Source organism: Bradyrhizobium sp. ORS 86, assembly GCF_045571475.1.
Lineage (GTDB): Bacteria > Pseudomonadota > Alphaproteobacteria > Rhizobiales > Xanthobacteraceae > Bradyrhizobium.
The window spans coordinates 4,008,885-4,023,183 of record NZ_CP120699.1; the positions used below are offsets into that span (position 1 = coordinate 4,008,885).

Genomic DNA, 14,299 nt, shown 5'->3' on the forward strand with positions numbered 1-14,299 from the left:
GAACGTTATCTCGACCTGGCTCGTAGCAAGGCATTAAGCGGCGATCTCGTCGCGGCCGAGAACTACCTTCAGCATGCCGAGCACTACCTGCGTCTCATGCGCGAGCGGCGGCCTGTCGAAAACTCGCGCAAGCATTAGATGCAGCCGCGGACAAGGCCGCTTGCTGCAGACGCCGCTCATCTGGTGCCCCCGGAAAGGGCTGGCTGGTTCCCAAAGCAAGAATGGCTCGTCCCGAACACGAGGAACAGTGCCAAGATTGAGGCGTTTTCTTAGCGGGGCGATTAAACGGAGACGAGATATGAGAAACCTGACATTGGCGGTGCTCGCCGGCGCCGGCGCCCTCATAGCCTCCGGCACCTACGCGGCAGCGGACGAGTTCCTGATCAGGGACAACGCTCCTCTGCTCCAGCAGACCCGGCTGGTGTGTAACGACGCCGGGCGATGTTGGCATACCCGGGGTGATCGCGTGATACGCGGTGAGGGCTACTACTATGGGCCGCGGCGTTATTATTACGACGACGACTATGGCTACTATCACCGGCCTGGCATCGGCGTTCAGGGCCCGGGATTTAGCTTTGGTATTGGCCCGGGCTATTAACATCCCTTGAACGCCTCGCTTTGCGCAAAGTCCGCCACAACCCGCCGTTGTTGGGCGGGCTTTGCATATTGTCGGCGGGTCGCAGCCAGTTCTCTGCTTTCGGCCGCGCCTTTGGTGTCACCCATCCGATCTCACCCCACCCGCCCCGCGCGTGACGAAATGCCGCCAAATAGCGATGGTTTAGTCGGCGGCATCGCTCCGCATCGGGTTCGCAATGAGATTGTTCGCGCCACGTCGACCGTCTTTGTTATGCCTTGTGTCGCTGGTGATACTGCTTGACGTGGGCTGCAGCCGACTTCACGCCCAGGTCGTCGCGCCCCTCGACAAGGAGTTGGTCGTGGCGACCAAAGAGGCGCCGCCATTCGCAATGAAGCAGTCGGATGGGAGCTGGAGCGGTATCAGCATCGCGCTCTGGAAAAGGATCGCCGATCAGGCCCATTTGCGATTTCGGCTGGTTGAGACCCAGAGCGTAACGGACCTGCTGGATGGCGTTGCCAACGGCCGCTTCGATGCCGGTGTCGCGGCGGTCACGGTGACCGCCGCGCGTGCTCACAAGGTCGATTTTACTCAGCCTTTTTACAACACTGGTCTCGGCATTGCCGTACCCGTCAGCGAGAACCCCTGGGTCTCGATCGGACGGGCGCTTCTTTCTTTCGGCTTCTTCCAGGCCGTCGCAGTGCTGCTTGGTTTTGCCATGGCGGTCGGCTTCCTGATTTGGGTGTTCGAGCGCCGCAAGACCGAACACTTCGGCGGTGGCGTCAAGGGACTCGGCTCCAGCTTCTGGTGGTCGACCATCGCCATGACGCAGGCCGGGGCCGCGCAGAATGCTCCGACGACCCTCCCCGGACGGATCGTCGCGATGGGGTGGATGATCGCATCCGTGATCGCGATCGCAGTGTTCACTGCCGGTATCACCTCCACCCTGACGCGCAGAGGGCTCGAAGGCTCCGTTCACGGCTTCAACGACCTGCGGTCCGTGCGCGTCGGAGCGGTCGCGAATTCCGCGACGACTGATTACTTCGCCCGTCAGCGGCTTTCCTTTCGAACATTTCCGGACATCCAAAGCGGCCTGTCCGCGTTGGGGCACGGCACGATCGATGCCTTCGTCCATGACAAGCCGCTGCTGACCTGGATGGTTCGGAACGACTTCTCGGCCTCGGTTCGTGTCGTCGACACCAGCTTCAGCAGCGAGAGCTATGCGATCGCGCTGCCGAAAGGCAGCCCCCTGCGGCCGATGCTCGATCTCGCCGTGCTCGATCAGATCGAGAGCGACTGGTGGCAGCAAACGCTGTTCGAGACCCTTGGAAATGCTCGGTCCCGCTGACGTTTCCTTGCAACGCACGTCGTCAGCTCGATGGATCGGCGCCAACTGTCCCTCCGCCTGATTTATACTTCGGTAAACATATCGTGGGAAGGTCGGTCAGTAAGTTGCGTTGGAGTTCACCCGTGATCGATTTTGACGAGCTGCGTAGTCTCGCGGCAGACGTTCGCATCTTCATCGAAGCCTCCGATGACAAGGCCGGCGCGCTCAAGGCCGTGGTCAATGCCTACGACGTGGTGCTGGGTATCTTTCCTTCGGCCGCTGGAATGGATCTCCACGTGGTCAAGGGAACTGAGGTCCTGGACCAGATCGCCCAGACGCAAGTCTCCGGCGATTTCACGCACACCGCCATTGCATTCCAGAATCGGGAACAGGCGATCGCTCTGCAGCAGGCGATGGCGGCTTAGCCACGATCTGCATTCTTCCTCGAAGCTGCATGCTGCGCTGTTGGCTGCCGCAGCGCCCCCGGCACGCGCCGCCGCGATCCGGCCATCGGGCCCGAGGCCCTTCTCGATCGTCACAGGCACGCGCCAATACCTCCCTGCTCGCGGCGTTTTGTGAAATGCCGGCCAATCGTTCGCCTCGACATCGCATGGCCTCTTCGCCTATCCTGCCGGCATGAGCGATCATGAGCACCATCACCACGATCACGACCACTCCGAGCTGTCAGAGACCGAGCTGCGCGTGCGCGCGCTGGAATCGATCCTGAGCGAGAAGGGTTATCTCGAGCCGGCCGCGCTCGATGCCATTGTGCAGGCTTACGAGACCAAGATCGGCCCGCATAACGGAGCCCGGGTCGTCGCCAAGGCCTGGACCGATCCCGCCTTCAAGAAGGCGCTGCTCGAAGACGCCACCAAGGCTGTCGGCACCCTCGGCCATGTCAGCCGGGTCGGCGACCATCTCGTCGCGGTCGAGAACACACCGGGTCGCCACAACATGGTCGTTTGCACGCTCTGCTCCTGCTATCCATGGGAGATGCTTGGCCTGCCGCCGGTCTGGTACAAGGCCGCGCCCTATCGCTCCCGCGCGGTCAAGGATCCGCGCGGCGTCCTCGCCGACTTCGGCGTCAGCCTGCCGAAGGAGACCGAGATCCGTGTCTGGGATTCGACTGCAGAAACTCGCTTCCTGGTGTTGCCGATGCGGCCCGAGGGCACCGAAGGCTGGAGCGAAGAGCAACTCGCCGAGCTCGTGACGCGCGATTCCATGATCGGCACCGGATTTCCGAAGCAGCCGGGTGCCCCGTCATGAACGGCGTCCACGACATGGGCGGCATGGACGGGTTCGGCAAGGTCGAACCCGAGCCGAACGAGCCGATGTTCCATCATGAATGGGAATCGCGGGTGCTGGCGATGGTCCGCGCGATGGGCGCGGCCGGAGCGTTCAACATCGACGCATCCCGCTTCTACCGCGAGACCTTGCCGCCCCACGTTTATCTGTCGAGCTCCTATTACAAGAAATGGCTGCTCGGGCTTGAGGCCTTGCTGCTCGACAAGGGCTTTATCGGCAAGAACGACATCGCGGCCGGCCATGCCGTGACGCCGGCGAGCCCCCTCAAGCGCGGCAAGTTCTCGGTGGCCGACGTCGAGCGCGTGATGGTGCGCGGCAAGTTCGGCCGCGATGCGCCTGCGGCTGCGAAATTCAAGTCCGGCGATCGGGTGCGGGCGAAGAACATCCACCCTGCCACGCACACCCGGCTGCCACGTTACGTGCGCGGTCATGTCGGCGTCGTCGAGCGCGATCACGGCTGTCACGTGTTCCCCGACACCGCTGCAAATGATGCCGGCGAGAACCCGCAATGGCTATATACGGTTGTGTTCGACGGACGTGAGCTCTGGGGACCGGACTCCGACCCGACCATCAAGGTCTCGATCGATGCGTTCGAGCCATATCTGGAGCCGGTGTGATGGATGCGTCCGCGGCGGCTCGCGCGACCGGCGCCATTTCCAGCATTCCCCGCGACGACGCCGGCCCGGTGTTCCGCGCGCCCTGGGAAGCTCAGGCCTTCGCGATGGCGCTGATGCTGCATGACCGGGGCGTGTTCACCTGGACCGAATGGGCGGCCGCCCTCGCCGACCAGATCAAGCGCGCACAGGTCGCGGGTGATCCCGACACCGGCGAGACCTACTACCTGCATTGGCTGGCCACGCTCGAGCACCTGGTGGCCGCGAAAGGCGTGACGACGTCGGAAACGCTGCATCGCTACCGCAACGCCTGGGATCGCGCCGCGGACCGCACCCCGCACGGCAAGCCTATCGAGCTCGCCCCGGCGGATTTCGCGTAGCGCGGAGGTAGTTGGCGCGACGTTTCGCCCGACACGCAGCCATCCGTCGTCCCGGCGAAGGGCAGCGACTGACATTTGGGGTAATGGGTCCTGGCTTTCGCCGGGACGACGCCGGTGATAGTTCTCGCTTGATCTCTCACGTCGTCATTGCGAGGAGCCAACGGGTCGCGCGAACGCGCGCCCGATGACAGGCTCCGCGACGCAACCCATCTCTCCGCCGTCATCCCCCGCGCATGCGGGGGATCCAGTACACTGCGGCCTCTCGGATCAATCACTGCTGCCTCTGGAATACTGGATCGCCCGCCTTCGCGGGCGATGACAGGCGTGGAGATATGGCATTGCGTTCTCGCGACATGAGGCTACGACCTGCGCGCTGCGTATTCCCGCCATCCCTTCGCCCGCAGCTTGCAGGCCGGGCATTCGCCGCAGCCGTAACCCCATTCGTGCTGCGCGCCGCGTTCGCCGAGATAGCAGGTGTGGGAGTGCTCGCGGATCAGGTCGACCAGCCCTGCCCCACCCAGATCATGCGCGAGTTGCCAGGTCGCCGCCTTGTCGAGCCACATCAACGGCGTGTGCAGCTCGAAGTTCTTCGCCATGCCGAGGTTGAGCGCAGATTGCAACGCCTTGATGGTTTCATCGCGGCAATCCGGGTAGCCGGAGTAGTCGGTCTCGCACATGCCGCCAACGATGTGGCGGATGCCGCGGCGATAGGCGAGTGCCGCCGCGAACGTGAGGAACACCAGGTTGCGGCCCGGCACGAAGGTGTTGGGCAGCCCGTCGGCACCCATTGCGATGGCGACGTCGCGGGTCAGCGCGGTGTCCGATATGTCCGACAGTGTCGGGATCGCGAGCGTGTGGCTGTCGCCGAGCTTGACGGCCCACTCCGGACGTTGCGCCCGGATGCCATCCAGCAGGCGGTCGCGGCAGTCGAGTTCGATAGCGTGGCGCTGGCCATAGGTGAAACCGAGCATCTCGACGCGGGCGAAGCGCGACAGGGCCCAGGCCAGGCAGGTCGTGGAATCCTGGCCGCCGGAAAACAGCACCAGCGCGGTATCTGAATTGATCTGATCGTTCATGGAACGGGCTTATAGCGTTTTCGAGCGAAGTGGGCACCGATTCGCGTGAAGAAAACGCGTCCAACCGGAAAACCGCACGTCCGGGCCGCCCGGCCAATCCGTGGACGGTTCCGCGATTTCACCGCGTTTTGCTGGGATCGGCGGCGATGATTTGGCATAAAGCCTGCGCCTTCCTCTCGTCCGGTGCCCCATGACCCCTTCCCGCGACATTTCCCGCCTGATCGAAATCATGGCCGCGCTGCGTACGCCGGTGACTGGCTGTCCGTGGGACCTTGAGCAGAATTTCGCGACGATTGCGCCGTACACGATCGAGGAAGCCTATGAGGTGGCCGACGCGATCACGCGTGGCGATTTCGATGACCTTCGCGACGAGCTCGGCGATCTCCTGCTGCAGGTCGTCTATCACGCCCGCATGGCTGAGGAGCAGAATACCTTTGCCTTCGGCGACGTGGTCGAGGCGATCACGAAAAAAATGATCCGCCGTCACCCGCATGTGTTTGCCGACAAGGACGGCAACATTCAGCCCGCTGGGGTCAAGAGCGCGTGGGAGCGGATCAAAGCCGAAGAGAAGGCCGAGCGCGCCGCGCGCCGGCAGTCCGAGGAAACCGCGCATAGCTCGCTGCTTGCAAGCGTCAAGGCTGGCCTCCCTGCGCTGACGCGCGCGATCGAGCTGCAGTGCAAGGCCTCGACCGTCGGCTTCGACTGGAACGATCCGCGCGCCGTGCTCGCCAAGATCCGCGAGGAAGCCGACGAGATCGATGCCGCGCTCGATCGCGACGACAAGCAAGAACTTGCGGAAGAGACCGGCGACCTGATGTTTGCTGTCGTCAACCTCGCCCGCCACGTCGGCGCCGATCCGGAAACCGCGTTGCGCGGCACGAACGCCAAGTTCGAGCGGCGGTTCGCCTATATCGAGAAGGCGCTTGCTGCGAAGGGCCGCTCGCTCGACGACGCCACTCTTGAGGAGATGGATGGGCTGTGGAACGAGGCGAAGCGCGAGCAGCAAGTGATCCCATCGTCCCGCTCAAGCAAGCCTGGAGAGCGCTGAGCCGGCAGCCCGCCCCGCTTGGTACTGTGAGCTCGAATGAAGCAACCAGATTCACGGCAGAGCCAATTAGGCCCGACGTGCCTCAGTCTTTCCGGTGTCATCGGTTACTTTCGGTGTTATCTCGCGGCCCGATATAAATCTTCATCAAAGCGACGCCCTGCTGTCATTTACGGATCGCTAAATCCTCCTCCTCGATCCAAAACAGGAGGAATGCATGGGGATGCCAAAGCGCGGATGGACGACGGCAATCGGAGTGGCACTTTCTTGGCAAGTGCTCGTGGCGGCGACGGCTTTCGCTGACGACGATAGCGCGCATCACCATGGCCGCCGCATTGAGCACGTGCTGTTGCTGAGCATCGACGGCTTCCACGGCTTCGACCTCACCAATTGCATCGCCAGTAAATTGTGCCCGAACCTGGCAAAGCTTGCTCAGCACGGCACGACCTACGCCAATGCATCCACCACCAAGCCGTCGGATTCGTTTCCCGGCATGCTGGCGCAGGTGACCGGCGGCACGCCGAAATCAAACGGCGTGTATTACGACGACAGCTACGATCGCACGCTGTTCGCGCCGGCCAGCGCCTCGTCCGGCCCCTGCGCGCAAGGTCCGGGCGCGGAGACCAATAATGCCGAGAATCTCGACAAGAACCAGCATTCGATCGACGGCGGCATGCCGGCGAGCCTGACCGGGTCCAACAGCGCGGTCGCGATTGATCCCAACAATTTGCCGGGTCAGCTCACACGGAAGCGTTGCGCGCCGGTGTGGCCGCACAATTTCGTGCGCACCAACACCATTTTCCAGGTGCTTCATCACCATCACCTGAGGACCGCGTGGTCCGACAAGCATCCGGCCTACGACCTCCTCAACGGCAATGATCCGGATTCCCAGCCGGCTGACGGGCCCGGCACAAATATCGATGAATTCTTCGCGCCCGAGATCAATTCCGACCTCAGCAACGCCAACGTGCAGTTGATCAACTCGCTGGGGCTGCATTCGACGGCGCCGGCGCCGGTCACCGATCCCGATTGTCCCGGGCCGAACTGCGGCAGCGACTTTACCGCGACAATCGGCGGCATTGAGTACTACGACGGCATCAAGGTCTCGGCCGTCCTCAATGAGCTCAACGGGTTCAATCATATGGGGACGATCGAGGTGGGCACGCCGGCAATCCTCGGCATGAACTTTCAGGCCGTCAGCGTCGGCCAGAAGCTGAAGATCGGCGGCTACACGGACGCGATCGGCACGCCAAGCGACAATCTCGCCAACGCGATCCGCTTCGTCGACAGCTCCATCGGGCAGATGATGAACACGCTGCAGAACCGCGGTCTCGCGGAACGCACCCTCGTCATCGTCAGCGCCAAGCACGGGCAGTCTCCGGTCGACCGCACCAAGCGGGTTGCACTCGATGACGCCGCGGTCATCGCCGCTCCGATCGGATCGAACTTCGCCTTTGACATCGCCGATGACGGCGTCCTGATCTGGCTCAAGGACAACAGCGGCAACAAGACCGTGGAAGCGATCAACGCGCTGAAAAACTTTGCCGGGGATACCGGCATTGCGAGCTTCCTCTATGGTGATGCGCTGGCCGACATGTTCCGGAACCCGGCCAAGGACTCGCGTGCGCCCGACATCATCGGGATCACGCGAGTGGGCGTGATCTATACCGGCGGCTCGAAAATCGCCGAGCATGGCGGTTTCAATCCCGACGACGTCCATGTCGCGCTTCTGGTATCGAAGCCCGACCTGCCCTCCTCAGTGGTGAACGAGCCGGTTGCCACCGCGCAGATCGCGCCCACGATTCTGAAAGTGTTGGGGCTCGATCCCGAAGAGCTCGAAGCCGTGCGCAGGGAGCACACGAAATCGCTGCCGGGATTTGAGTAGATGATGACTGGCCCAGGGTCGGGGAACGCCCCTTGATATCAAACCGCAAGTCATTGCAGCATCCGGAGCGCGATGAGATCAGCGAGGATCGTGATCGCGCTCCGGTTTCTTGTTTGCATAGACTCGACGGACCGTGAGGCCTGGCGGCATCTCCTGCGTCACGTGCCCTGCGGCACCGCATCGAACCGGTTGACCACGATATCGCGCTTGCTCTCGTCGACCCGCACCGTCATGTCGAAACGTTCGCCGTGCAGCTCCTTGTTCAGCACTTCGGCGTTGCGATGCAGCCAGCTAATGCCGGCGCCGTCGGAGGCGTCGATCGACAGGTTCAGGGTCATGCGCTTGGCCGCAAGCCGGTCTTCGATCGCGGAAAGCAGTTCGTCGATCCCCTCACCCGAGGTCGCCGAGACCAGGAAGCAAGGCCGCTCCGGCGGCCGGCGGGCCGCGATGTTGCGCAGATTTTCCCGTTCCTCGGCATCGAAACGATCGATCTTGTTCCAGACCTCGATGATGCGCTGGCCGCCGTCGGCGTCCGGGTCGATGCCGAGCTGGCGCAGCACCGCCTCGACGTCCTGTTCCTGCGCTTCGGCATCTTCGTGGGAGATGTCACGCACATGCAGGATGATGTCTGCCTCCAGCACCTCCTCCAGCGTCGCCCGGAAGGCGGCCACGAGCTGGGTCGGCAGATTGGAGATGAAGCCGACGGTGTCTGACAGCATCGCCTTGCCGCCATGCGGCAGGTTGAGCGCCCGCAATGTGGGGTCCAGGGTCGCAAATAACATGTCGGCGGCCTGCACATCCGACCGCGTCAGGCGATTGAACAGGGTCGACTTGCCGGCATTGGTGTAGCCGACCAGCGCGACCACGCGGTACGGCACCCGCTGGCGGCCGGCGCGATGCAGCCGCCGCGTTGCCTGCACCTTCTTCAATTCGCCCTCGAGCTTGGTGATGCGCTCGCTGATCAGGCGGCGGTCGGCCTCGATCTGGGTTTCGCCGGGGCCACCCATGAATCCGAAGCCGCCGCGCTGGCGCTCGAGGTGGGTCCAGGACCGCACCAGGCGACTGCGCTGGTAGTTGAGATGGGCAAGCTCGACCTGCAGCGCGCCTTCCTTGGTCTTGGCGCGGCGGCCGAAGATTTCCAGGATCAGGCCGGTGCGATCGAGCACCTTGGTGCTCCACGCCTTCTCGAGGTTGCGCTGCTGGATCGGCGACAGCCCGCAATCCATCACCACGAGCTCGGTCGCATGGCTCGCGACAAGGCCGGAGATCTCCTCGACCTTGCCCTTGCCGAGATAGGTCGCCGGACGGATCTGGCTGATCGGCGCGACCACCTTCTCCACGACGACGAGATCGATGGCGCGCGCCAGACCGGCGGCTTCCTCGATCCGTGCATCGTAGTTGCGGACAGATGAATCCGCTCGCGCGTCGCCATCGCCGCGGCGCGCACGCAGGTAAGGGCCGATGACGATCACCCGCCCGGTACTGCCGTCCCCCGCCGACCGTGGACGGTCGGCGCCCCCTTCACGATTGAAGGGTTCCAATCAGTTCACTCTCAAGCCGGTGCGTCCTCACCGCCTTCGAACAACTGGATCGGAGCGCCGGGCATGATGGTCGAGATCGCGTGCTTGTAGACCAGTTGCGAATGACCGTCGCGCCGCAACAGCAGGCAGAAATTGTCGAACCATGTGACAATGCCCTGCAGCTTCACTCCGTTGACCAGAAATATCGTCAGTGGTGTCTTGGTTTTACGAACGTGATTAAGGAAGGTGTCTTGTAGATTTTGTGCGCGGTCTGCCGCCATTGTTTTTATCCCGCAAGCTTGTGCTTCTTTTTATTGAACCGGTTGTTGCTCTCTGACGGAGCCTCCCCCGGCCACTCACCTGCCCTGAGATCCCCCTCCGGCAGGCATAGCGGTAGGATTAGAGGCCACGAGCGCTTTTTAGGCAAGTCGGTTCACGCGCCACTCCGTAGGAACACGGTGGCAATTCTAAGAGAGCGCGTGAAAAGAGGCAAATATTCACAAGTAAGTAGATAGCACAGACCGACACACAGGGGCGGCCATACCCTTGAAATATCGCGGCAACCGCCCGGACTTGCTTGTAGAGCCCGGCATAGCGCGGCTCCTCACGCGGCGTGGACGCTTCTTCGCCTGGTCCCGCGCGCTGGGAATCAGCCGACCCCCAGAGCCTTAAGCTTGCGGTGCAGCGCAGAGCGCTCCATGCCGACAAACTCCGCGGTGCGCGAGATGTTCCCGGAGAAGCGGCTGATCTGGGCGATCAGGTAGTCCCGCTCGAACACCTCCCGGGCCTCCCGCAGCGGCAGGCCCATAATGTGCTCGCCATTGTTGGAGGTCGGCATCGCCGGCACCATCGAGCCGACATCCTGCGGCAGCATGTCGGCGGTGATGATTGCCTCCGGTCCGCCACCGGCGAGAATCATCACCCGCTCGACGTTGTTGCGGAGTTGCCGGACGTTGCCCGGCCAGACGTGCGATTGCAGCACCGCCATCGCGTCCTGCCCGATCTGCCGCTTCGGCAGGCCGGTGGCAGCCGAGATCTGGTCCATGAAGTAGTCGATCAATTCAGGGATGTCCTCGCGCCGCTCGGACAGCGGGGGGACGCGGATCGGCACCACGGATAGCCGGTGGTAGAGGTCTTCTCGGAAGCGGCCGGCCGCGATCTCTTCCTCCAGATTGCGCGCCGTGGAGGAGATGATGCGGACGTCGACGTGGACCTTGCCGGTGCCGCCCTGGCGCTGAAAGGTCTGGTCGACCAGCACGCGCAGGATCTTGTTCTGGGTCTCGCGCGGCATGTCGGCGATCTCGTCGATGAACAGCGTACCGCCGTGCGCCTCTTCGAGCGCGCCGGGCTTGCGCTGCTGCTCGCCGTTCGTCGATCCCTCGATCCCGAACAGCTCGACCTCCATCCGTTCCGGCGTGATGGCGGCCGCATTGATGACCACGAATGGTCCCTCCGCGCGCCCGGATGCGTGGTGCAGCGTGCGTGCGGCAAGCTCCTTGCCCGAGCCCGCAGGTCCGACGATCAGGATACGGCTGTTGGCCTTGGCGGCACGGTCGATGGTCTGGCGGAGCTGGTTCATGCAAGCCGAGCGGCCGGTCAGGATGCTCGCCGCCGGCGCGAGCTGCTTGAGCTCCTTCACCTCCCGGCGGAGCCGCGAAGTCTCGAGTGCCCGCGTCGCGACCAGGATCAGCCGGTCCGACTTGAAGGGCTTTTCGATGAAGTCATAGGCGCCGCGCTTGATCGCGGCGACCGCGGTTTCGATGTTGCCGTGACCGGAGATCATCACCACTGGCAGATCGGCATTGTCCTTCTTGATCTGCTCGAGCAATTGCAGGCCGTCGAGCTTGGAGCCCTGCAGCCAGATGTCGAGGAAGACCAGATGGGGTCGGCGGTTGGCGATCTCGGCAAGCGCCGAATCGCTGTCACGCGCAGTGCGCGTGGAAAAGCCCTCGTCATCCAGGATGCCCGCAACGAGGTCGCGAATATCAGCTTCATCATCGACAATCAGAATGTCGCTAGCCATGAGTTACACCTGCCTTGTCAGTCGCCCGTCGCGGCTTTGATTTTTGGTTCATTGTTGGTCGTTTCTGCCGGGGGACTGGTCGCCTCTCCCGGCGGATTTTTTTCAGCGTCCGGCGCGCCCGATGCCGCCCTCGCGTCCGGTCCCTGCTCTTTGTTCTCTGGCTTGGCCGCCTGGCCCGATACGGCAAAGCGCAGGCGCATCCAGGCGCCGCGCTGGCCCTCGCAGAAATCTGAGGCGTCCTTGAGCTCGATGCGACCGCCATGATCCTCCAGCACGCGGCCGACGATTGCGAGCCCGAGACCGGTGCCCTTGGCCCGGGTCGTGACATAGGGCTCCAGCAGGCGTGCGCGGGCGACCTTCGGTAGCCCGATGCCGTTGTCGACGACGTCGATGATAATGTCGTCGCTCTCGCGCTGGGCGACGACGTCGATCCGGCCCTTGCCAAGCTCCTCGGGCGGCACCTGCTCGATCGCTTCGGTCGCGTTCTTGATGATGTTGGTCAGCGCCTGCGAGATCAGCCGGCGGTCGAACTGCGCGGGCAGCGGGTCCTGCTTGATGTCGGCCTCGATCTCCAGATCGGGATGCGCGACCCGCATCAGGAATACCGCCTGACGCACCACGTCGGCGACGTCTTCGCCTTCCATCACCGGCTTCGGCATCCGCGCAAAGCGCGAGAACTCGTCGACCATGCGCCTGATGTCGTCGACCTGGCGGACGATGGTGTCGGTGCACTGATCGAAGATCGACTTGTCCTTCGCCTCGGTGATGGTCTTGCCGAACTTGCGGCGGATGCGCTCGGCGGAGAGCTGGATCGGGGTCAGCGGATTCTTGATCTCATGGGCGATGCGGCGAGCAACATCGCCCCAGGCCGAGGTGCGCTGCGCCGACACCAACTCGGTGATGTCGTCGAGCGTAATGATGTAGCTGTCGCGCGCCTGGCTGGTCTTTTCGGCCGAGATCCGCACCGACAGATTCCGCTCGTGACCGTCGCGGTTGATGGTGATCTGGCCCTGCACGAGACGCTGGGTGCCTTCGCGCGCGGTCTTCATCATGTCGTCGAGCTCGGGCAACACGTCGGACAGCGGATGGTCCAGCGTCTCGGACTCGGCGTGCCCGATCAGCTTCTCGGCCGAACGGTTAAGGATGCCGATGCTGCCGGACGCATCGACGCCGATGATGCCGGCGCTCGCCGAGGACAGCACCGCCTCGATGAAGCGGCGGCGGCTGTCGATCAGCTCGCTGGCATTGACCAGTTCGTCGCGCTGGGTGCGCAGCTCCTGCGTCATGTTGTTGAAGGTCTGGCCGAGCTGGGCGAGATCGCCCTCGGATTTGACCACCGGCACCTGCACATGCAGGTCGCCGGTCGAGACCTGGTTCGCCGCACTCATGATATTGCGGATCGGCTCAACCAGCCAGTTGGCGAAATTAAGTCCGATCAGCACCGAGGCCATCAAAATGGTCAGCGCGATCACCGCGAACATCAGCGCGAAGGTGACCTGGATGCCGAGCCGGCGCGATTCGGTCTGGGCATATTCGGCGACGCTGGCCTGGGTCTGCTTCAACTGGCTGATGACCCGCGGATCGAGCAGCCGCGCGACGAACAGAAACGTGTCGGTGAAGCCGCGCAGGCGCACCACCGCCGCCACGTAATTCTCCTCGGGAAAGACCGATATTTCCGGCTTGTTCTCGGTGACGCTGTCGAGCAATTCCTTCGGCGGCGTCAGGAAGGATTGCGATATTCCGGTGTCGGCGTTGGCAAGGATGTTGCCGTCCTTGTCGAGCAGCATCGCCCCGGTCAGGTTGCGGCCGGCTGCACCCACGGTCAGGAACTCCTGAAAGGTCCGCCGGTCCTGGTCGTAGAGCGGCCGCGCATTGGACAGATCGTTGGCCATCGAGAGGATGTCGCCGTTGATGAGCTGCGCGTGCTCGTAGGTATAGGCGCGGGCGACGCTGAGCGAGTTCTGGATCGCTTCCCGCGTTGGCCCGGAAAACAGCCGGTCGAGGCCGCGGTCGAGGGTAACGTTGGCGATGATAGCGACCAGGACCGCCGGCAGCACCGCGATGACCGAGAACAGGCTTACGATCTGGACATGCAGCCGGGCCGCCGCCCTGCCTCGCCGCCGGGCCTGGAGCACCTTCCAGACCTCGGGGATGATGATCCCGACGAGCAGCAGGATGATGGCCGTGTTGATCAGGAGGAACGAGTAGACCACGTGCTTGGTCGGCTCGATCGGGGTCAGGCCGCTCAGCACGACGAAGGTCAGGAATGCTGACAGCAGGGCCGTGACCGCCGCAAACGGCGCCAGCCAGCGCCGCAGGGGAAAGCCCTTCGGCTCGGTTCGGGACGCGTCTAACGTTGAAGGCGTGGTTTCTTCGCTGGTCATACCGGCAAATGAGCTGAATGCTCTCGTCCGCTGAAGTTACGGACTGATGCAATCATACCACATTGTTGCCGAATTACGACATTTCCGCGGCGTCGGCTTGAGGGTGTCCACAGCGGCTCCGGCGGACCCGGTATTGGCCGCGACCGGAGGCCGCCGCCGTCCTATT

Annotated in this window: 13 protein-coding genes and 1 pseudogene; 9 read left to right on the top strand and 5 right to left on the bottom strand. The window is 63.4% G+C overall.

Annotated features, from left to right (window positions below):
* From P6U25_RS18470 to P6U25_RS18500, 7 genes and pseudogenes are all read left to right on the top strand, one after another.
* Positions 1-99, top strand: a pseudogene (locus P6U25_RS18470) (DUF4167 domain-containing protein); the annotation flags it as partial.
* Positions 100-298: 199 nt separating this feature from the next.
* A complete protein-coding gene (locus P6U25_RS18475) occupies positions 299-598 on the top strand; it encodes a hypothetical protein (RefSeq protein WP_407146186.1) in 300 nt (99 codons plus the stop codon).
* A 256-nt stretch (positions 599-854) separates the two neighbouring features.
* Positions 855-1,922 (top strand): transporter substrate-binding domain-containing protein, encoded by a 1,068-nt coding sequence (locus P6U25_RS18480; RefSeq protein ID WP_407146187.1) that lies wholly within the window; start codon positions 855-857, stop codon positions 1,920-1,922.
* 122 nt (positions 1,923-2,044) lie between these two features.
* Positions 2,045-2,326 (top strand): hypothetical protein, encoded by a 282-nt coding sequence (locus tag P6U25_RS18485; RefSeq protein WP_407146188.1) that lies wholly within the window; start codon positions 2,045-2,047, stop codon positions 2,324-2,326.
* A 211-nt stretch (positions 2,327-2,537) separates the two neighbouring features.
* Positions 2,538-3,167, top strand: a complete 630-nt coding sequence (gene nthA / locus P6U25_RS18490; protein ID WP_407146189.1) for a nitrile hydratase subunit alpha — start codon at positions 2,538-2,540, stop codon at positions 3,165-3,167.
* A complete protein-coding gene (nthB, locus tag P6U25_RS18495) occupies positions 3,164-3,823 on the top strand; it encodes a nitrile hydratase subunit beta (protein ID WP_407146190.1) in 660 nt (219 codons plus the stop codon). The genes nthA and nthB overlap by 4 nt, the downstream gene beginning before the upstream one ends.
* A complete protein-coding gene (locus tag P6U25_RS18500) occupies positions 3,823-4,200 on the top strand; it encodes a nitrile hydratase accessory protein (RefSeq protein ID WP_407146191.1) in 378 nt (125 codons plus the stop codon). Before nthB ends, P6U25_RS18500 begins: the two co-directional genes overlap by 1 nt.
* Positions 4,201-4,559: 359 nt before the next feature.
* Here P6U25_RS18500 and queC read toward each other — a convergent pair whose 3' ends face one another.
* The gene (gene queC / locus P6U25_RS18505; RefSeq protein ID WP_407146192.1) at positions 4,560-5,276 is read right to left on the bottom strand and encodes a 7-cyano-7-deazaguanine synthase QueC; all 717 of its coding nucleotides are present in this window, start codon (positions 5,274-5,276) and stop codon (positions 4,560-4,562) included.
* 190 nt (positions 5,277-5,466) lie between these two features.
* On the opposite strand from queC, the gene mazG reads away from it, so the two are divergent.
* Both mazG and P6U25_RS18515 read left to right on the top strand, forming a co-directional pair.
* Positions 5,467-6,324 (top strand): nucleoside triphosphate pyrophosphohydrolase, encoded by an 858-nt coding sequence (gene mazG / locus P6U25_RS18510; RefSeq protein ID WP_407146193.1) that lies wholly within the window; start codon positions 5,467-5,469, stop codon positions 6,322-6,324.
* Between the two features lie 214 nt (positions 6,325-6,538).
* On the top strand, positions 6,539-8,206 hold the full coding sequence (locus P6U25_RS18515) for an alkaline phosphatase family protein (protein ID WP_407146194.1): 1,668 nt from the start codon (positions 6,539-6,541) through the stop codon (positions 8,204-8,206).
* Between the two features lie 158 nt (positions 8,207-8,364).
* On the opposite strand, the gene hflX is transcribed toward P6U25_RS18515, so the two are convergent.
* The 4 genes from hflX to P6U25_RS18535 all read right to left on the bottom strand — a co-directional run bounded on the left by hflX (position 8,365) and on the right by P6U25_RS18535 (position 14,133).
* Complete coding sequence (gene hflX / locus P6U25_RS18520; RefSeq protein ID WP_407146195.1) at positions 8,365-9,747, bottom strand: GTPase HflX; 1,383 nt, start codon at positions 9,745-9,747, stop codon at positions 8,365-8,367.
* 11 nt (positions 9,748-9,758) lie between these two features.
* On the bottom strand, positions 9,759-10,007 hold the full coding sequence (gene hfq / locus P6U25_RS18525; RefSeq protein WP_006020546.1) for an RNA chaperone Hfq: 249 nt from the start codon (positions 10,005-10,007) through the stop codon (positions 9,759-9,761).
* A 368-nt stretch (positions 10,008-10,375) separates the two neighbouring features.
* Positions 10,376-11,749 (bottom strand): sigma-54-dependent transcriptional regulator, encoded by a 1,374-nt coding sequence (locus tag P6U25_RS18530; protein WP_407146196.1) that lies wholly within the window; start codon positions 11,747-11,749, stop codon positions 10,376-10,378.
* 17 nt (positions 11,750-11,766) lie between these two features.
* Positions 11,767-14,133, bottom strand: coding sequence for an ATP-binding protein (locus P6U25_RS18535; RefSeq protein WP_407146197.1), 2,367 nt, complete (start codon positions 14,131-14,133; stop codon positions 11,767-11,769).
* Positions 14,134-14,299 lie beyond the last annotated feature (166 nt).